Source organism: Microcystis sp. T1-4, from assembly GCF_000297435.1.
Taxonomy (GTDB): Bacteria; Cyanobacteriota; Cyanobacteriia; order Cyanobacteriales; family Microcystaceae; genus Microcystis.
The window spans coordinates 1-19,803 of the sequence record NZ_CAIP01000096.1; the positions used below are offsets into that span (position 1 = coordinate 1).

At 43.3% G+C, this 19,803-nt stretch carries 17 protein-coding genes and 1 tRNA gene; 9 read left to right on the forward strand and 9 right to left on the reverse strand.

Annotation, left to right across the window (positions count from 1 at the left end; all coding sequences use genetic code 11):
• Window positions 1–138: 138 nt before the first annotated feature.
• Both MICAI_RS05290 and MICAI_RS05295 read right to left on the reverse strand, forming a co-directional pair.
• Window positions 139–1,647, reverse strand: a complete 1,509-nt coding sequence (locus tag MICAI_RS05290) for a helicase C-terminal domain-containing protein (protein WP_008198803.1) — start codon at window positions 1,645–1,647, stop codon at window positions 139–141.
• A 193-nt stretch (window positions 1,648–1,840) separates the two neighbouring features.
• The gene (locus tag MICAI_RS05295) at window positions 1,841–2,860 is read right to left on the reverse strand and encodes a PEP-CTERM sorting domain-containing protein (RefSeq protein WP_008198804.1); all 1,020 of its coding nucleotides are present in this window, start codon (window positions 2,858–2,860) and stop codon (window positions 1,841–1,843) included.
• Window positions 2,861–3,967: 1,107 nt separating this feature from the next.
• On the opposite strand from MICAI_RS05295, the gene psb28 reads away from it, so the two are divergent.
• A complete protein-coding gene (psb28, locus tag MICAI_RS05300) occupies window positions 3,968–4,306 on the forward strand; it encodes a photosystem II reaction center protein Psb28 (protein ID WP_008198805.1) in 339 nt (112 codons plus the stop codon).
• A gap of 92 nt (window positions 4,307–4,398) precedes the next feature.
• On the forward strand, window positions 4,399–4,521 hold the full coding sequence (locus MICAI_RS27525; protein WP_008198807.1) for a hypothetical protein: 123 nt from the start codon (window positions 4,399–4,401) through the stop codon (window positions 4,519–4,521).
• Here the strand turns inward: MICAI_RS27525 and MICAI_RS05305 are convergent.
• The 5 genes from MICAI_RS05305 to MICAI_RS05325 are packed head-to-tail and all read right to left on the reverse strand — an operon-like array spanning window position 4,514 to window position 9,243.
• The gene (locus tag MICAI_RS05305) at window positions 4,514–5,032 is read right to left on the reverse strand and encodes an FKBP-type peptidyl-prolyl cis-trans isomerase (protein ID WP_008198809.1); all 519 of its coding nucleotides are present in this window, start codon (window positions 5,030–5,032) and stop codon (window positions 4,514–4,516) included. The two genes, MICAI_RS27525 and MICAI_RS05305, sit on opposite strands and share 8 nt — an antisense overlap.
• A 6-nt stretch (window positions 5,033–5,038) precedes the next feature.
• Window positions 5,039–5,362 (reverse strand): phasin family protein, encoded by a 324-nt coding sequence (locus MICAI_RS05310; protein WP_002758682.1) that lies wholly within the window; start codon window positions 5,360–5,362, stop codon window positions 5,039–5,041.
• 14 nt (window positions 5,363–5,376) lie between these two features.
• Window positions 5,377–7,200, reverse strand: coding sequence for a phosphodiester glycosidase family protein (locus MICAI_RS05315; RefSeq protein WP_008198813.1), 1,824 nt, complete (start codon window positions 7,198–7,200; stop codon window positions 5,377–5,379).
• Between the two features lie 10 nt (window positions 7,201–7,210).
• Window positions 7,211–7,711 (reverse strand): type II toxin-antitoxin system VapC family toxin, encoded by a 501-nt coding sequence (locus tag MICAI_RS05320; protein ID WP_002803933.1) that lies wholly within the window; start codon window positions 7,709–7,711, stop codon window positions 7,211–7,213.
• Window positions 7,696–9,243: a bifunctional pantoate--beta-alanine ligase/(d)CMP kinase gene (locus MICAI_RS05325; RefSeq protein WP_008198819.1), complete on the reverse strand. Its 1,548-nt coding sequence runs from the start codon at window positions 9,241–9,243 to the stop codon at window positions 7,696–7,698. Before MICAI_RS05325 ends, MICAI_RS05320 begins: the two co-directional genes overlap by 16 nt.
• 677 nt (window positions 9,244–9,920) lie before the next feature.
• Here MICAI_RS05325 and MICAI_RS05335 point away from each other — a divergent pair.
• The 7 genes from MICAI_RS05335 (at window position 9,921) to malQ (ending at window position 17,943) form a co-directional block, all read left to right on the forward strand.
• Window positions 9,921–10,226: a CU044_2847 family protein gene (locus tag MICAI_RS05335; RefSeq protein WP_002762380.1), complete on the forward strand. Its 306-nt coding sequence runs from the start codon at window positions 9,921–9,923 to the stop codon at window positions 10,224–10,226.
• A gap of 9 nt (window positions 10,227–10,235) precedes the next feature.
• Window positions 10,236–11,531: a S1 family peptidase gene (locus tag MICAI_RS05340; protein ID WP_008198828.1), complete on the forward strand. Its 1,296-nt coding sequence runs from the start codon at window positions 10,236–10,238 to the stop codon at window positions 11,529–11,531.
• 222 nt (window positions 11,532–11,753) lie between these two features.
• The gene (locus tag MICAI_RS05345; protein WP_008198830.1) at window positions 11,754–14,123 is read left to right on the forward strand and encodes an AAA family ATPase; all 2,370 of its coding nucleotides are present in this window, start codon (window positions 11,754–11,756) and stop codon (window positions 14,121–14,123) included.
• A gap of 453 nt (window positions 14,124–14,576) precedes the next feature.
• Window positions 14,577–15,314 carry an HAD family hydrolase gene (locus MICAI_RS05350; protein WP_008198832.1) on the forward strand — a complete coding sequence of 246 codons (738 nt, stop codon included), beginning with the start codon at window positions 14,577–14,579 and terminating at the stop codon, window positions 15,312–15,314.
• Between the two features lie 85 nt (window positions 15,315–15,399).
• Window positions 15,400–15,470: transfer RNA gene (locus MICAI_RS05355), tRNA-Gly, on the forward strand.
• Between the two features lie 261 nt (window positions 15,471–15,731).
• Window positions 15,732–16,187, forward strand: a complete 456-nt coding sequence (locus tag MICAI_RS05360) for a DUF29 domain-containing protein (RefSeq protein WP_008198834.1) — start codon at window positions 15,732–15,734, stop codon at window positions 16,185–16,187.
• 253 nt (window positions 16,188–16,440) lie between these two features.
• A complete protein-coding gene (gene malQ / locus MICAI_RS05365; RefSeq protein ID WP_008198836.1) occupies window positions 16,441–17,943 on the forward strand; it encodes a 4-alpha-glucanotransferase in 1,503 nt (500 codons plus the stop codon).
• Between the two features lie 50 nt (window positions 17,944–17,993).
• On the opposite strand, the gene MICAI_RS05370 is transcribed toward malQ, so the two are convergent.
• Both MICAI_RS05370 and argF read right to left on the reverse strand, forming a co-directional pair.
• A complete protein-coding gene (locus tag MICAI_RS05370) occupies window positions 17,994–18,419 on the reverse strand; it encodes a hypothetical protein (protein WP_039899639.1) in 426 nt (141 codons plus the stop codon).
• A gap of 132 nt (window positions 18,420–18,551) precedes the next feature.
• Window positions 18,552–19,478 (reverse strand): ornithine carbamoyltransferase, encoded by a 927-nt coding sequence (gene argF, locus MICAI_RS05375; RefSeq protein WP_008198840.1) that lies wholly within the window; start codon window positions 19,476–19,478, stop codon window positions 18,552–18,554.
• Between the last annotated feature and the right edge of the window lie 325 nt (window positions 19,479–19,803).

A 19,803-nucleotide genomic window follows, 5' to 3' on the forward strand; every position in this document is an offset into this window, starting at 1 on the left:
CTGAATACTGATAACTGATAACTGATAACTGATAACTGATAACTGATAACTGATAACTGATAACTGATAACTGATAACTGATAACTGATAACTGATAACTGATAACTGATAACTGATAACTGATAACTGATAACTGATTTAATCTTTATCTTGAAAAAATTGTTGATCGAGATAATTAACTTTAGCATAGGGTTCTAAAGCAGAGAGAATTTGTCGGCCATAACTGCGGGCATTGACACGATTATCGAGGACAGCCACACAACCTTGACACTCCCGGAGAGACTGAACAGATTGCTGAATTTCCCTTACTGCTGTGGGTAAAAGATAGGCACGAAACCAGTCGAGATGTTGTCGTTTATAGTAAGCAATTTTGCCAGCAACAAGAGGATTTTCGGGGGAGGGTAAGGGTAAAGTAGCGATAATTAATAAACTGGGAGTCGGAAATTTTTCTTGATGGGTTTGCCAGAATTGCCAACCACACACCAGAATAGTATTACTATTAATCCCAGTTTTTTCCACTTGCACTCGCGAACCGTAATCGGCTGCGATTTGGGTGGCAATTTGTGCCTTGAGGGGAACATCTTCAATCAGGATTACTATCGGTTGTTCACTGGTATGATTAGCACTAACTAATTCCCGCACTTGCTTTAATAACATCGGTTGAAATTCGGGCGTATTGGGGGCGCTGATGCGATCGGGTAGATATAAATGAATATATTCACTTTCGCGATCGGCTGCAAACTTTAAAGTTAAAATTTCTCCGATACCCTGATTTTGACGGTATAAATTAGCGGATTTTTCGCTATCTAAAAAACTGCCGATTAAAACAAAGGGTTGCTGCTGCCAAATCGGTTTGAAAAAACTAGCCACCTCCAAAGGACTGATTTTTAGGGTAAATTCTTCTCGATCTCGATCTACTGATGTCCAGAGGAGATAATTATGCTCGGGGATTTTGGCCGCTAAAAGTTGCCAAACAGAATCAGTGGTTAAGTCTTGATCCAAGCGTTGCAGGAGAGCAATTATATATTCTTTTTCTTTGGCATCAATAAGATAGCAATTATAGGGATTTATTGGATGACCAAGAATACTTTGGCTAAGTTGTGCTTTAATTAAGTCTATAAACTCTCTATGCTGGGGATATGCTGACCCTAAAGCGAACCATTGTTCGGGAGTAATGGTGACGGTGAGATAATCTACTAGACAAGTTTCTAAATCTTCGGCTCGATCGATTATCGTGGGGATATTCTGGGGAAAATGACCGAGATTGCCCAATTTATCCTCTAACCATTGTTGGGGTGTGGTGAGGAGTAAACCGGTAAAATTAGCGGGAAAGCGATCGCTTTTGAGGATATCTCGTTGAGTTTGTAACCATGCTTGCAGATGGGGGATTTCCACTTCTAAAAGTAGGTTTACTTCCGACTCTGGAGCAACAATCAGAACAGGTGTATTACCTAAAAGAGCCGGGGTGAGATAACTGAGACAATAACGGGACAGAGTCGTTCCAGTTTGCATGAGAGAGGAACGTTTTAAGCGTAAAGCTCTAGCCACCAGTCGCCCCATAGTGAGATGATGAGACCAGTAAAAGCGCCCTTGTTCCCGTAAAAAAGCGCGTAGGGAAGAATGAACCGCCGCTTCTAATAAAACCATCTCATCTCAGTTATTGGTTATCAGTGATCGATCATAGCCTTGATTTTGCCACTGATTGCACTGGGATAGTCCTGAAGGGGTGATTGAGACCATTTTTCAAGAGTAATGGCAGAGATGGTTAATTGCCCTCATCCCCAGGGGTGAGGGTGCAAGAGTGCCTCATCTCCACAAACAATTTAAATTCGCGGGCAGCTTAGGATTTTTTACCAAGGAGAGATAGTAAAATACCGATGGCACCGATACCGAAAATACCCAGTTTCATCGATGGTTCGGGGATGGGAGTGGTAGTGATCTTAAATCCACTGGTGATAAACATTCCGAAAACGTTATCATCATCACTGGGATTCCGTGTTGCTAAACTGAGGAAAGTATCTCCTGGCAAGATGAAAGGAGTAGTATTGGCACTGTTACCAAGAGCAAGGTTATAGTATTCGTCGTCTGGATTAGTGCCACTAGGTCGAGCGGTTGGATCTACGTTAGCAGGATTATCACCTATCCCCCCAACAGTGATCAAGTTTCCATTGTCTGAGTTTTCCCCGCTCGTGCGGTCATCTGCCCCCCCTGCGCTCCTAGTTAAACGTCGATTATTAGTTGAATTAGTAGTTACGTCAACCACAGTGACTTGATGCTGACCCATGACTGGCTGTTTGCTAAAACTAGAAGCGAGTGAAACCAGAAAAACTCCTCCAATGTAAGGATTAGCAAAATTAAACCGAATTGTATCTCCCCCGGTGGAAAGTTCTCCGTCTAGGATAACCGAGGTAAAGCCTTGGGTAGAAGAATTGCTATAGGCAACGACAAGAGCTGCACCATCGTTTTGTCCATTCTCAGTGATACTAAAGTCTTGTAATCCTTCCTTAAAAGAAGAAGCGATGATACTGGTGACATCCCAACGGGCGGTGGTGGCTGGGTTGCTATTCGGACCAAGAATAGTTGCTGAACTCAAGGGAAGTGTATTCCCATTAAAAGTTACTCCGTAAACTGGGTTATCCCAGACGGAGGCGGCATAAAGATAAGCTTTCTGAATTGTAGAATTTGCTGGTATATCGGCTTGGATAATTCCAGTATTAGTTGTACTGCCAAAACCGTCAATAGAAAGGGCAGCGTTGGAAATGACTTCTCGTACCAGCAAACTAGCGGAAGCGGGGGCAATGTTTAGGCAAAGTCCAACAGTAATCCCCAGGGGTAGCAATGAATAAGCAAGTTTTTTCATGATAGGCAGTTGGCAATTTTTTTCAAGTTATAGTTGGTATGTCCATTAATAGTCTGTTTAAGTCACAGTGCTTTATTACAGCCGAAATACCTAATTAAATAGCAAGGATCAGAAGGCCGTAAATTGCATTTCCTACTAATACTATTTTTCAAAAGTAATGGCAGAGATGGTTGGTTATACTCACCCCAAAAATTTCGCCCAGAACTTGGTTTTTGGCGGTTTTTGAAACAGAATGAGAGTTTCTAGCTTAAGATTTTGTTCACTTAGGATAGACATAGCGTGCTAACACATCTTAAAAAAATTGGACATAAAAGATCACCTTTGCCATTAGCTTCGACAAATCTCAACACAGTCTCGATGAGAGGCGGTAAGCAATGGCAACAATGTAATTTACTTCGATTATGATGGTATAGCCTTTATATAAATATTTGTGTGATTTCAAGCAGTCAAGGAAGTATTTAAAGACACAAGTAAGCTAAGGCACAGGTAAGTAGTCGTGCAAAATTAATTTCTTAGTCGAGATAGGAGACAGGAGACAGGAGATGGGAGACAGCCATCAGGGATCAGATTTGAGTTTTCAGTTCATTGTTTACTGGTCACTGAAAAAGCGTTCGGCTGACGGCTTAGATGTGTAATTAATTTTGCTTAGGTACTTAACACCAAATCTGTTTTTAATAATATGATTAACTCCCAATCGAACTTTAAAAACCCGCTCCCTGCTCCGGCGCTCCCCACTCTCCTATACCTTTTCCACAGGATTTAGTATCATTAGTCAGCGCAACCAAAAGTTTTAATTGCGAAGGGACAGAACCCTGACAGGGGCTGTATTATAGAGGGCATGGAAATTAACGACCCACTAGAACGCCAGAACTATTCGCTCAAATTAGTTCTCCCAGAGAACCAACTTGAGCCACATTGCACACTTTTGTCTTTTTGTCAAATTTTATGTTAAGAAAGATGTCACCAATGGATAGGCCTGCCACGAATAGGGCTAAATGGTATTGGTATTGATATTTTGAGCTTATGCTGTCCCATCTGCTTTTTACTTGCGACTTGGTGTGAGATGATCTAGAAATGTCTATTTTATGAGAAGGATAAAGAAAAGTAATGGCAGAAATTCAGTTTTCCAGGGGACTAAAAGAACCGGTTGTTCCCAATATCCGCTTAAGTCGCACTAAAACGGGAGAGAAGGGATCGGCAGAATTTTATTTTGAGCAACCGACTATCCTGGGAGATCAACAAACCGAGGAAATAACGGGGATGTATCTTATCGATGAGGAAGGAGAAATCGTCACCACGAAAGTAGAAGGCAAATTCATCAACGGTAAACCCATGGCGATCAAAGCTACGGTTATTTTTAATTCTCCCGCAGAGTGGGATCGTTTTATGCGTTTCATGGAACGTTACGGTAGCGAAAACGGTCTCGAATTTACTAAATCTTCCTGATACCATTTTTCTAAAGTAATGGCAGAGATGGTTAATTTCCCTCAACCCTTGCCCCCCACCCCCCCGACATCGGGGGGCAAGAAAGGAGTAGAATGTCTGCCACGAATAAAGAAAAATGGTATGATTTGGCCTTTATCTTCCAGCAATACGTCAAAAAACCCGCATTCAGAAGAGATGCGGGTAGAGGTGAAAAATCAGAGGAAAAACCTATTTAACTCCCAACAGTTCCACATCGAAAAGTAAAGTCGCGTTGGGAGGAATTACCCCACCGGCACCCCGCGCACCATAACCCAATTCTGGGGGGATAATTAAGGTACGCTGCCCACCGACTTTCATCGATGCGACTCCCTCATCCCATCCTTTGATCACTTGACCCACTCCAATGGTAAAGGTAAAAGGTTGATTGCGATCCTTGGAACTATCGAATTTTTTGCCGTCTGTCAGGGTTCCCGTGTAGTGAACAGTCACTTTTTGACCTTTTTGGGGACTTTCTCCAGTTCCTTCCACGATATCGATGTATTTTAGTCCCGAATCGGTGGTAACTGCTTGATCTAAATCCATGGAGATGATTTCCTTATTAATAGTTTGAGTGATAGCGGGTGGATCGATTTCTGCGGCGATCGCATTGGCTTTTTCCCCTCCACCAAAGAGTGAAGCAACGATTAAAAATAAGCCACAAACCGCAATGATAGCAAAACTGAGCAAGATTTCGCGCATTGATTTCATAGTTCCCTAACGCCAGAGTTTATTCTCTAAGTCTCTCACCTGCCGTTCTAATCTATCAATCCTTCCCCGCAGTTCGTCCATTTCCGATTGTCGGGGAACCCCTAAATCCTGCAAGATATTGCGGATATAGCGTTCTAAGTTATTCTCGAAGCTCCCTTGTTCAGACTTCATCTGTGTCATCAGATCATCGACAAAGTTTTTAGCCTGATCGGAATTGATTTTACCGTCTTTTACTAATTCATCGCTCACTTCTTTGATCTTTTCTGCCACCATGGAAGTAGTACCAATACCCATCAGCAGCAGTTGTTTAATCCAGTCGCTATTATCCATTGTTTTCACACTTTTCAAGGAGACGGGGATAAAAATATCCCTATTCCATTATGGACTTTTGCGGCGGTAACGGCAGAGCGATCGAGCAGATAACCCGCCAAGGCTATCCCAGTCGAACTACCCCCATCTAGGTTTAAACCGTCCTTTGCCGCCATTAACAGCAAAATTCGGGCTAATTCGCCTAAAGTTGCCCCCCTTCCCCCGACACGATTATGGATAGCAACTAGCAAAATTTTTCCTTCTCGGCTAACTGCGATCGCACTGCGGGAAGCTTGTTGATTTTGGAATGCCGGACTAAATTTTTCGGCATTTCCATCTAAAACTATGCGTCCATTCTGCAATAATAGGGGGCCAGCACCTAAAATCTGGGGATAATCAGCAAAATCTCTCGGTAGGGTGACGCTATCGAGGTTGACTGTCTCACCAATCTTTAAATTAATATCTGTCTTTCGGCAGATGACTAAATAGCCATTTTCCGGTATGTCTATACTATCCTGTGGCAAAAGATTATTTAATTTCTCCGTTATGCGATCGCCTTGCACGACTAACCCGGTTTCCCGCTCGGTGAGGGGATGATAATTACTTCCCCAATCGCGAGTATAACGACTGCAGCCGGCTGCTACAAAGGCACTATTTAAATGGGTTAGGGGAAAACGTTGTCCGGTGGCAGTAATGAGAGTTTCCTCTAAACTAAGGCGATCGATCCTGATTTTACCACGATTATCCCATGCGATCGCTCCTCGGTTTAAAATTGGTCCAGATAACCATTTGCCATCCACACGAATTGCTCCCAAAGGTAACTGATTATTACGATTAAAAAAGCCGCCATTAATCATCGCTACCGCATTACTTTCGCTATTAATCGTGATCAGGGGATTAGTGCCGCGCATTGAGGTGGAATTAGCGGTAATTGGTTTAATAGTTATCTGAGGATTTCTAGGATCGATTTCTAACCAAGTCACGGGAAACCAATCTTTGTCTAACTGGATATATTTTTGATTCCAGATTAACCCTGGTTGCCAAACAATGCGCTTTTCATCCATAGCATCGGGACGAGAATCAATGATAATTCGGGGAGGATTATCCACACTGCTGATCTGTAATCCGTAGGCAGTGGGAAGGTTAATTTTTAAACGACTGATCACCCCATTATTTTCTAAGGAAGTGATCTGAGTGGGTAAGTTATTATTGGAGTTGCCTAGATCATCTTCATCGTTATTTTGATTACTGTTGCTGATAGTTTGGGGTTGAAACTTAGAGATAAGCGATTGCTGGGCATTTCCTTCTAGGGTAATCACTGCTTGATTTTTTGCCTGACTAACTTGCCAAAAGGTCGGGCGATCAAGTTGAATAATAATCCGTTGTACTGCTCCATAATTTTCTAGCTGAATATCTTGCATCTGGGCAGCAGGAAAGTTAATAGTTAAACTATCGCCATTAATTGTGGTTGTTGCCCCCATTGTTAGTAAAATATCCGTAACATCCAGCCAGCGATCAGAGTCGATTAAATTAGCCGATAAAGTTTGTAAATTAAACCAGCTTATCGGTTGCTTTTTTGGATCATTTGTGCTAAGAAAATCCATGCCAAATAATTGTCTTGCTCCCGTGTCACCCATGGCGATTCTGGTACTATTTGCTGCTGTCCACTGTCGCCAAGAAACGGGCAAAGAACGACCATTAAGAATAATTTTTTTTCCCTGTTGCTGGGTTGATAAATCCCTAGCAGCTAAAGTTATTGGTGATCTGTGATCGGCTAAAGATATAGCTGGACTGCCAAGAATTATCAAGGAAGTTACCGTTAAACAGATAGATGATAAATTCAGATAATTTAACTTCATAAATATCTCCCTAAATCACCTTGTTTAAGGGGAAATTTGAGGATTTATATCCTTGGCAAGAGAGGCTAGAAGGGACTATATTTTTTTGATCGATAACCTCTAATAATTCTTCAGGTGTTACTACCATCGGTTTAGAGTTATATAGATAACTAGAGGCTTTTTTAAGTTTTTGATCATAGGTAACTAAATAATCACAATTAGCGGCACTACTTAAAATTAAAACATCATTCGAGTGTACCAAAATATTGCGAATATCTCTAGCATTTTGCCAATATTGATCAAGTTTTACTAAATCAAAATCCAAGATAGTCACCTTTTCTTGAATCCGATCGACTATTTCAGGATGATTACGAACTTCTGCCAAAAATAATAACTCTTGTAAAACGATCGCATTAATAGCAAGACAAACGCGATCGAGTATTTCTCGATCAAATAAATGCACACTGGCAAGATCTCCTCGTAGATAAGAAATCAAAACATCAGTATCTAAAAAAACTAGAGGCTTCTCCATTGATTTTCTTCTCCTTGATGATAAAGAGCAATGATTTTTTCCGTGACTTCTGTAATAGTGAGATGATCGGTATTAACTTCGATCGCATCTGCGGCTTTTCGCAGGGGTGCTAGGGAGCGATTACTATCCAAATAATCCCTTTTTTCAATCTCTTGGGTTAATTCTGCGAGACTAATCCCACCATTTCCCTGCGCTTCTAAGTCTTTTAATCTCCTTCTGGCTCTTTCTTCGGGTGTCGCTGTCAAGAAAATCTTTAATTCCGCTTCTGGGAAAACATTAGTACCAATATCCCGACCTTCCACAACTATTCCCCCCGACATTCCCATCTGTCTTTGCAGGGTGACTAACTGCTGTCGCACCGCTTTTTGAGCGGCAATTCTGGACACTTGCGAGGTAATTGCGGGAGAGCGAATCTCTAAAGTCACATCCTGCCCATTAATCTTCACTATAGTCACATTTTCGGGGCTATCGGCGGGGATTATTTCTATCTTCGCTAAAGATAATAACTCGGCGATGGCCGCTTCTGCGGACAAATCCAGACCAGAATTCACCACCAACCATGTCACCGCGCGATACATCGCACCGGTATCGAGATAGGTTAACCCCAATTTTTCCGCTACTAAGCGCGTTACCGTCGATTTTCCCGCTCCAGCAGGTCCATCAATAGCGATAACTGCCCGACGTTGACGCAAGATAATATTATCAATTAAACGGGTTTGACCGATCGATCCAGCGATCGCTAATAAGCCCCCTGTCTCGATCTGCTCGATCGGTTGTAAACTCTGGGGATGGACTAAATCCAGATACTGAGGGCGAAATTCTGGCACTCTGTCGAGATTTTTTTGCACAATAGCCAGTAGTTTTTCCCTTTGTCTTTCCCCTAAACGAAAACTTTCGAGGGCTAATTGCAAACTTTGGGCGATAATTGTCGCTTTTTCCCTTTCTGTGGCCGATAGATACTGATTGCGAGAACTAACTGCTAATCCCGATGTTTCTCGCACTGTAGCACAAGCGCGAATCTCGATCGCTAAATTTAAATCCCTGACTAATTGCCGGATAATCGCTAACTGTTGGGCATCCTTTTCGCCAAAATAGGCGATCGTCGGTGCAATAATATTAAACAACCGCGTGACAATTGTGGCTACTCCCTGAAAATGTCCCGGACGAAAAGCACCACATAACCCGCTAGTCAGAGAAATCGGGGGAACAACTGCGGTTATCTCCTCAGAATTACCAATTCCTAAAGTTTCCGCACTGGGAGCAAAAATAGCAGCAACTCCCAAAGATTCACACAATTGGCGATCGCTGTCAAGGCTGCGGGGATAGCGAGAAAAATCCTCTGTGGGGCCAAATTGTAGAGGATTAACAAAAATACTGACCACAGTTACCTCCGCTTCCGTCACCGCGCGTCGAATTAGACTAGCATGACCTTTATGGAGAGCGCCCATGGTTGGCACGAGGGCAATACTGTGATCATGGCGATAATCAGCCAAAAAAGTGCGTAAACCGGGGATTGTTGTGAATATTTGCACAGGGTTCACTCCTTTAATAGCCTATTCCACTACTATTCGCCAGGGGATGCTGCCCGATGATCAATTCGGATGCTTCCGGGGAATCGGCTTTAAATAATAACATCCCATCGCCTCTTTCTGTCCAATAACTCGTTTTTGTCTCCTGTCGGCTCTCTTGGGTTTGGTGGGTAAAATGTATTTTATAAGATATATTCCCGCCAGCGAGCGACTGGAACGAACCACAAAGACACAAAGGACACAAAGATTGATCGGTTCTATATAAGTAGGTGGGTGGAATTAAATATAAAATGAACGTAGGTTGGGTTGAAGCATGAAACCCAACGCCCGCATGGGTTACGCTACCGCTAACCCATCCTACAAATAATTGTGCCTACCTACTTAAGTTAAACTGATCACACAAAGAATAAGAGAGGCTCCTGTGCTGTCTCGGTTGACCGCTGCATATATGCTTGTTTAACAAACTGGGGCATAATTTTTTTCAGGACAATGACTGGTGAGCAGCCCGACAATTATATAGATTAATGGCAAAAAAGACTTGACAAAATCCCTCGATTTGACCTATACTTTCTAGTATAATGGGAATCCGTGCCGAAATATATATAAGCCTTTTTGCTTCCGCTATAAGTTTGTCCGAGAAGCAATCGAGAAAACCATAAACGGGTCATTGGAGGAGCCTTATGCCAGAATCTAGATCTGAGATTATTTCAGTTAAAGTTAAAGAAAATGTCACCATGTTAGTGGAAGCGAGAAGTTTCGGTGGTGAACGGGAAGTATCCGATCAAATATTTGACTTTCAAAGTGTCGCTGATACAATTGAGGCAGTTACTGAATCGATCGCTGCTACGATAAGTAAAGTGCAGCCCAAAAAGGCTACCGTAGAATTTGGGGTAGAAGTCAGGGTAAAATCCGGTAAACTAACCGCTTTAATTGTGGAAGGTGAAGGAAAGGGAAATTTAAAAATTACTCTGGAATGGGGAGGATAAATTGATTAAATGCTTACCCCGGAATCTCTACCTCCGTACACTGTCAGGTTAAAGTTAATCTATGGGTCAGGAACAGGCTTTTTTGTGGGACAAGGGTTAATTTTGACCTGTCTTCATGTGGTGAAAGATGCGCGGGATAATCGCGAGACTATCGAGATAATTTGGCAAGGTCAAATTTCTATGGCTAAAATTATCAACTTACCGAATCTAGATGGGATCGATCTGGCTCTTTTACAATTAAACTCGTCTTTAGATCACAAATATGTCGATTTTGATCACGATTTACAATTAACAGATAAATTATACACTTTCGGCTATACCAACGATTATCCGAACGGTGATCCTAGTGACTTTGAGTATATAGGTTTAACGGGGGATGAAAACCCCTTAATCAAGTTTAAATTAGGGCAAGTACAACCCGGTTTTAGTGGTTCACCTCTGTTAAATTTACGCACGGGGAAAGTGTGCGGAGTGGTGAATAAAACCAGAGATGAGTACAGTGATTTAGGAGGAAGAGCGATTCCAGTTCAGACTATTTTTAAATATTTTCCGCAATTACAACCCCAAAAAAATGCCCATAATCCTTTTAAACCCACTTCCGGAGGTATTAAAGAAATTCAGCAGATTTTTGGCCGAGAACAAGAAATTAAAGATATTTTTGAGGTTTTAAATTCCGGCAGTAGTGCTGCTATTATCGGGGAAAGGGGAACGGGAAAAACCACCCTGCTTTGGGGAATTTACCATCAAGCAAGGGAGTATTTACTTAGTCATCGACAACCCTTGTATTTAAACTTAGAAGGATTAGCAGGAGATAAGGATTTTTATTATGAATTATGTCATCAGATTGGTATAGCTGCGAATTACGATAAACCGCTCAAAGGAACTAGATTAACTAGGGAATTAGAAAAACATAAAATCCTGTTATTATTGGATGTGGTAGATAATATGACTCAAAAATATTTCAGCTATCAGCTTAGAAGTCAATTAAGAGAGTTAGCTAATCGTCCCGATCCACCTTTAAGATTAGTAGTAGCGGCTAATCGTTCCCTTGATGTTTTATTTCCTGATAACAAAGGAGGTGATTCACCTTTCGAGGGAATTTGTCAACAATTTCCGATTAAATTATGGGATGAAGCTAAAATTAAAGAGTTTATTAGTCATCGTCTAAGTCAAACTGGAGTGACTTTTACTGAGGAGGAAATAAGTTCTCTTGTTAGGCAAAGTCAAGGAAAGCCGCGAGAGGTGATGCAAAATTGTTTTAAACTTTATCAAACCAAAGTCAATAACTCAGCATCCCGAACTTAGGTTATAACTAAACAATAAGTTGATTTAATTTTGGGTTTGATCCTACCTTGATAAGGGGGTTTGATCCCCCCTGCCCCCCTTGATAAGGGGGGTTTGATCCTACCTTGATAAGGGGGGTTTGATCCCCCCTGCCCCCCTTGATAAGGGGGGTTTGATCCTACCTTGAGTAACACCTAACTACTTAATAAACCATCACCGGGTAAATAGCTAGAGATAGAAATTATGAAGGAAAGCACCGTCCCCAGAATTAATCTCGCTCCTAAACTCAAACGCGATTTATCTTTATGGAATCCCTTTGATTATCTTTTGCTGTTGTACTGGGTGTTTTATTTTCCCCAAGCAGTGCGCTGGTATGTGGAAACGAGAGGCGGCGGCGATAAATTAACAGAACAGAAAACATGGCGCGATAGAATGCAATTTCTCTGCAACCATCCCGTACAATTGCGTCTAGGGATTCAGGGTCTTCTCTTAACTGTAATTACCCCTCTCATTATCTGTAGCATAGCGGCAAATTTAGGACTTTCTGTTAATTGGGTGGGCGTGGTGTACGGCGTGGTGTTGGGCGTGGTGTTGGGCGTGGTGTCCGGCGTGGTGTCCGGCGTGGTGTACGGCGTGGTGTTCGGCGTGGTGTTCGGCGTGGTCTTTATATTCGCCTTTTTCCGTCTTGATAATTGGCTAATCGGGCTTTTGGCCGGTCCCCAAGGGCGACTTTTTCCCCGTATTACCCTTCTACCGCTGCCGGGGTTAACCTCGACTCTACAACAATGGTTACAGCAAGACTGGGAAACGGCTATTAATAACCTCAATCAATACTTTCGGTACAGCTGCCAGTTTATTCCTGTCCTTGTCGCCGTTAACCGCGTTTTATCGCAATTCCCAGAGGCAGAAATTATCTATCGCGTCTCCCGTCTGGCAGAAAATCCCTCCGATTGGCAATTGTTAAAATATGCGTCGGCGAAACTGTTTTCTTTTCCTGACAGCAAAATCCGTCTCGATACCCCTGCTCGCGCCGCCGCCGCCGGTTTTTGGTATCTTCACCAACAGGACACCGAAAAAGCCGAAAAAGCCTTTGCTGTGGTACGTTCCCTCGCCTACGGGGAAGAAATGTATAGCCTCGCCCAAACTTTACACCGATTTAGTCTGGCAGCAACTCCCGATAGTATCGCTTCCCTGGAGGTTGCCCCCATTGCCGCAGAACCGTCATTACGTCCGCAAACTTGGCAAGCTATCAGCAGTTTAAATCGAGTTATCACAGAAATGGCTTTAGTCCAGAGAAGTTACTCCCAACAGACCAGATCCCTCGCTCTTAATCGGATTATCGGGGAATTAAGGGATATAACCGACCAACAGGCGGCTACTTTACCCCAAGCAGAAAAAGAATTAATCCTTTCTATCGCCGAAAAATGGGCAGAAATTAGCACATCCATCGCGGGAACGGTGGGAACGGTAACTATTACCCAACCGATTCCTAATCCCTACATTATCGGTGATCCGGTGATCGGTCAACGCTTTGTTGGTCGTGAGGATATCCTGCGGGAACTTCAGTCAATGTGGTCGGGAGATAACCTATCCTCCGTGGTTCTCTATGGTCATCGTCGCATGGGTAAAACTTCGATTCTACGCAATCTGGAGGCATATCTTCCACCAAATGTCTCGGTTATCTACATTAATTTACAGCGCTTGGCCACAGTAACCAGCCTAGCCGAAGTTCTCCTGACTATGGCTGAGGAAATCGCCCAAACTTTGGCAATTGATGCCCCAGAAGAGGAAAAAATCTCCCAACATCCAGAAATGTATTTTAATCGTTATTTAGACCGTCTGATGCGCCAGATTCTGCCGGAAAAAGCTAAAACCGGTTTAATTATTGCCCTCGATGAGTTCGAGATAATTGAGGATTTAATCGAAGCGAATACCCTCCCCCCGAATTTCCTCGGCTATCTGCGTTCCCTTGTCCAGAGTAGTCCGCGTCTAGCTTTTGTTTTTGCCGGATTACATACCCTAGAGGAGATGACTGCCGATTATTTTCATCCTTTTTTTGGCAGTGTTTACCCGATTCCAGTTAGTTTCCTCTCTCCTGAATCTACTCGCGTTATCCTCGCTAATCCCGTTGGGGAAGACGAGGATTTTCCCCTAGACTATACCCCATCCGCTTTGGACAAAATTTATCAACTTACCCACGGTCAACCCTATTTAGTACAAATGATCGGCTTTCATCTGGTACGTTTTTATAATAAACAGGTCTTTGAGTTGCAACGTCCCCAAGATATTCGTTTTCAGGTGGAAGATGTGGAAAAAGCCATCGATGCTGAGTTTTTCCAAAGGGGGAATTATTATTTTACGGGTGTCTGGAAACAGGCTAAACAAGATGCGGCCGGACAACAGGAGATTTTAATAGTTCTTTCTCCCCATCTGCAAGGATTAACCCGGGGAGATTTACTGTCCAGCACCGGACTAACTGCCACAACTCTCGACTGGGCCCTAAAAACCCTTGAAAATCATCATGTCATCGAATGCCAAGACTGCCGTTATCGGATTGCTGTGGAATTATTCCGTCGTTGGGTATCGGAAACGAAACAAGAAACAATGACCTAAATTCTTTTGTTATATTTTTGGCTAATATCTCAACCCAGAATGGGGCTTGCTTAATAAATGTGAAATGTAGGCAAGGTAAGGGTTTTGGTGGCTTGTCTTGCGAAACAGGTGCAAGGAGAGAATCGTGCTTCAAAACCTTGCGTCTTCATCGGCCCGCGTCCTGTAGGGGCGAAGCATTCGGGCAATAACCTATCACTGAAACCGTAGATTTTCTATCCGAATGCTTCGCCCGTACCTTTTCAGCAAACCCAAAATAGGGGGTTACAGGGCAGCACGGATTCCCACTATAACAAAATATTAGAGCAAATCTGGAAATTTGTCAAGGCCTTGGCAATTTTCCGATTAAAATTGTTTGTTGAGATGGGGTCAGGGACAAGACCCGCCCGGCTCCGACGAAAAACTTTAGTATAATCAAGAACACTGAGTATTTATTAGCTTTTCTGTCTAAGATTGATGTTAAAGGCTGTTCTGTTCGATTTTAATGGGGTGATCATCAATGATGAACCGATCCATCAAGAGTTAATCAATGAAATCTTGCTCGGGGAAAATTTGCTGCCCCTAGGGTCGGAATTTGCGGAGTTATGTCTGGGAAGAAGCGATCGCGTCTGTTTGCGTAATGTTCTCACCCGTCGCGGTCGTCAAGTGACCGAGGAGTATCTGACTAAGTTAATTAACAAAAAAACCAGTTTATACCGAGAAAGATTAGAAAAATTAGAGAAACTTCCTATTTATGAAGAGATATACTCTTTTTTAAAACGGGTTAAGGCCAGGGATCTACAAATCGGTTTGGTGACGGGAGCAATACGCTCGGAAGTAGAATCGATCTTGCAACAGACGGGCCTTGGGGATTACTTTAGTGTCATTGTCACCGGGGATGAGATTAGCACCAGTAAACCTCAACCGGATGGTTATTTACTGGCCGTGGAAAGATTCAATCGTTGGAATTTTAATCTACAGTTGCAACCCTGGGAATGTCTGGTGATTGAAGATACTTTTGCTGGTTGCGAAGCGGCAAAAAGAGCGGGAATGCAGGTGGTGGGAATCGCTCATACCTACCCCTTCCATTTTATGCAGAGAGTGTCCAACTGGGCGATCGATAATTTCTCCCAACTAGACCTCGATCGCGTGGAAGCAACTTTTAGCCAAATCGGGGATACAAGGGAGCGATCGGGATTTTTAGGCAATCTATGACCATCTAGGGGCGATTAACAAGCTGAAAATCCCTACTTGTAAAAATCGGCAATTCGTGTTATGCTAACGAAAGTGCTAAGAAAATGCGGGTGTAGTTTAGTGGTAAAACCCTAGCCTTCCAAGCTAATGATAGGGGTTCGATTCCCCTCACCCGCTTAAGTTGTTGTGCAGTCACACATTATCTGTCGTCTGATGGATAAGGGTTTTCGGCTATTGTAGTAGATATGTATGGGAGAAGTTCAGTGAGTAACGCACAGAAAACGGGTTTCTCGGAGAAACCCGTTTTCTACTCATGCAAAAGGCAAAACGGAGTTTGGTTCTCACAAGATATCTATAATCTTAGAGGAGTTGGAAGTATTGGAAAAATTTTGAGCCGGTTGGACTAGGATAGTGAAAGAATACCGAGAGGACGTGAGCATGACACCAACAACCACGAAAACGCTCTACGATACCGATTTCGCTCTCTGGATCGACGAAACAGTAGATCGATTAAAAGCCGGAGATTTCGCTGCGATCGATCTGGACAATTTAATCGAGGAGGTGGAATCCTTGGGAATTAGTCAGCGTAAATCGGTTCATAGTTTTCTGGTTCGTTTACTGGAGCATCTCTTAAAACGGTGTTATGTCGCTCTCCCGGATTGTTATCGGGGATGGGAGGTCGAGATCCGGAATTTTCGCAACGAGTTAAAAAAAGAGTTTAAATACTCACCGAGTTTAAAAAGCTTTCTAGTCGAGATCTTTGGGGAATCCTACGGGGAAGCTTTAGAGTCGGTGCGCGAGGATTATCCTGATACCAGTTTTCCTGATGTTTGTCCTTTTGCGAAGGATTTGGATACTCTGTTAACTGAAAAGTTTTGGCCAGAGAGGAAATAACTATACTGAAAAACCTAATCACTGGATCAGACTTACCGAACCACTCGCAAAGACAAAAAAATCTCAATGGATAAAACCCCACACCCTAACCCCACCAACAAACTTTTTCAGCAGACCCTACATTATAGGTCTAATAAAGTTGTTAAGTATTGCCGTTATCGATCGAGATCGGGTTAGCTTGGAGATAGCAGTGAGCATTCAGCTTTAAACACTTAAGAACTGCTAACCGAATCATTGATAAGGGGGTTTTTTCATGGCTTTTAGCCGTTCTAGCGGTATTTTGCTTCATCCCACCAGTCACCCCGGCCGTTACGGGATTGGAGAACTAGGTAGGGAAGCCTATCAATTTATCGATTTTTTGGCTCAAAGTGGTCAAAAACTCTGGCAAATTCTCCCTTTAGGCCCCACAGGGTACGGTAACTCTCCCTACATGAGTTTTAGTGCCATTGCCGGCAATCATCTCCTGATTAGTCTCGATCTTCTTCGAGAAAAAAACCTGCTTAGTGAGGCAGATTTCGAGGATATTCCCGATTTTCCCCTCGATCAAGTGGATTTTGAGCGATTGATCGCTTGGAAAATTCCCCTACTTAGAAAGGCGGCGAGCAATTTTGTCAAGGGTTCTGACACAATTCTTTACAAACAGTTTGCTGGCTTTTGTGCTGGCAATGCTGATTGGTTAGAGGATTACGCCCTATTTATGGCCCTATCCCACGCTTACCAGGGTAAAGCATGGATGGAATGGCCGACAGAAATTCGCGAACGTCATTGGGGTGCGTTGGAAACACCGAAACAGGAGTTACAAGAGGAGATTTTTCTGCACAAATTCCTGCAATTTGAGTTTTTTGAGCAGTGGTTAGCCCTAAAACGCTATGCCAACTCCCTCGGTATCGAGATTATCGGTGATATCCCCATTTATGTCTCCCATAATAGCGCCGATGTCTGGGCAAATCCGCAGGTTTTCCGACTGGATCCCCAAACCGGTAATCCCTTGGAAGTGGCCGGGGTTCCCCCGGATTATTTCTCAGAAACGGGGCAATTATGGGGAAATCCTCTTTATAACTGGGATTATCTCAAAAATACGGGCTTTGACTGGTGGGTACGCCGTTTAAAAGCGGTTCTTTCCCTAGTCGATATCATCCGTATCGATCATTTTCGCGGATTAGAGGCCTATTGGGCGGTGGCTTTCGGCCAGGAAAATGCTATTAATGGTCGTTGGCTCAAGGCCCCGGGTTATGATCTCTTTAATACTATTGGCGCTCGTTTAGGTAAATTGCCGATTATTGCCGAAGATTTGGGCGATATTGACCAAGCAGTTCTAGATTTTCGCGATCACTTTGCCTTCCCGGGGATGAAGATTCTCCACTTTGCTTTTGGGGGTGATGCGGGTAATCCCTATCTTCCTTTCAACGTCGAACGCAACTGTGTGATTTATACCGGCACTCACGATAATAATACTACTGTGGGCTGGTTTCAGGATAACGCCAATGACTACGAAAAAGCGCGACTTTATCAATATCTTGGCGCTCCCAGTGGTCAGGGAGTGGCTTGGGATCTGATTCGACTGGCCTATAGTTCCGTGGCTAATCAGGCGATCGTACCGTTACAGGATGTGTTAAGTTTAGGATCCGATGCGCGTATGAATACCCCCAGTGTCCCAGAAGGCAATTGGTCATGGCGCTATCGTCAGGAAGCTTTAACCGGAGAATATAGTGAGAGATTGCGGGATTTAGTCAATCTTTTTGGCAGAAATCGTTAAATCCCAATCCTTTTGTCGAGACGTTACCCCTAACGTCTCTTTTTGTCCGGTTAATGTGAGGGAGAATTTTTTAGCAATCTTTGCCGGATGCGATCGAGATTTTCTCGACTATTGACAGGTAAATGGGGTAGGGGTAATTCTAAATTGGGCCAATTACTCAAATCATGGCAGGGACAGGATAAACCCGATTGGCCCAGCACTTCAATTGGTACAGGTATAGTACAACGAGCGCAGGGGTGAAATTCCCATTGAGGGGAAAGTAAGTCTTGGATGGTTTGTTGAGTACCTTCTAGGTAACAATCGCCACTTTGAGGATCAAGCATTTTTTGCCAACAATCCTCAAACTCCGACGAATAGCGATCAGCATTGAAAATTGGCAGCGGAAATAGCATAGCTTGGTTTTTGGGACAAATAACTTTTTTTCCCAATTGAAACCAATGGGCGAGATATTTTTTAACGGCGGAGGTGTCTGACATATAGTTAGGTGTGGAGGCTGCCCTGATTATTGCTCTTACCATCAATCCTAGCGTTAACTTCTGGTGTCGGACAGGTCTTAGGATGATTGATGATCGAGTTTAATAATTATTTTAGTAACTGAGCATCTGCAGCTAGATTAATCCCAATAAACTCACCATTAAAGCTTTTTGGGCGTGCATCCGATTTTCCGCTTGCTCCCAGACTTTTGATTGTACACCCTCGATCGCCCCGTCGGTAATTTCTTCGCCCCGGTGAGCAGGTAAACAATGGAGAATAATCGCGTCTTTGTCAGCGTGACTCATTAGCTGTTCGTTGACTTGGTAGGGCTGAAAAACGGGAATTCGGGCATCAGCGAGGCTTTCCTGTCCCATACTCGCCCAGACATCAGTATAAACCACCTGAGAGTCTTTTACAGCAGTAACGGGATCGTCGGTAATTAAGATTTTACTACCGGTTTTCTCGCCAATAGCCTGGGCGCTGGCGACAATTTCCCCATCGGGTTGATAGTTTGCGGGGGAGGCAACCCGCACATTTAACCCCATCAAAGCGCCACCTAGGAGGAGAGAATTAGCGACATTATTACCATCCCCCACATAGGTGAGGTTAATTCCCCGTAAAGTCTGAAAAGTCTCTTGGATAGTCTGTAAATCGGCTAATATCTGGCAGGGATGTTCTAAATCCGTTAAAGCGTTGATAATCGGGATGTGCGAGTAATTGGCAAAAGCTTCTAAATCCTCTTGTTTAAAGGTGCGAACTGCGAGAATATCGAGATAGCGATCGAGTACCCGGGCTGTATCGGCTAAGGGTTCCCCGCGCCCCACTTGGGTTACACTGGGATTAAGATCGATCACCTGTCCCCCTAACTGGTACATGGCGACGGTAAAGGAAACCCGGGTCCGAGTGGAAGCTTTATAAAATAGCAATCCTAATACTTTGTTGCAGCTAGGGTTAAGATTACCAGCTTTAAGCTGTGCCGATAGATTGAGTAGGGCGCTGATTTCTTCGCTACTCATGTCGGTTATTCTTAAAACATCTCGTCCTTTTAAAGTGGCTACCATTGGTTTTTCTCTCGATAAACAGGGGTCTTGATTGGGTTTTATGGCAGTTAGCGATTAGCAAAAATCTTGAGCAAAGACCTTATTATAATCCAGTTTTTTCGTTATTAGGCAATTTTTCCCGAAAATTTTCATTGTGGGGGATGTTAGTCCAGCTAACACCCCCACTTTTTCTGTTAAATTAGGTAGGTGTTAAGTAGTCGTGCAAAATTAATTTCCTAGTGAAGATAGGCAAGAGGCAAGAGACAAGAGGCAAGAGGTGGTTAGATATGTGTAATTAATTTTGCTTAGGTACTTAAAAATTGTCAGATTCCCCCCTTATCAAGGC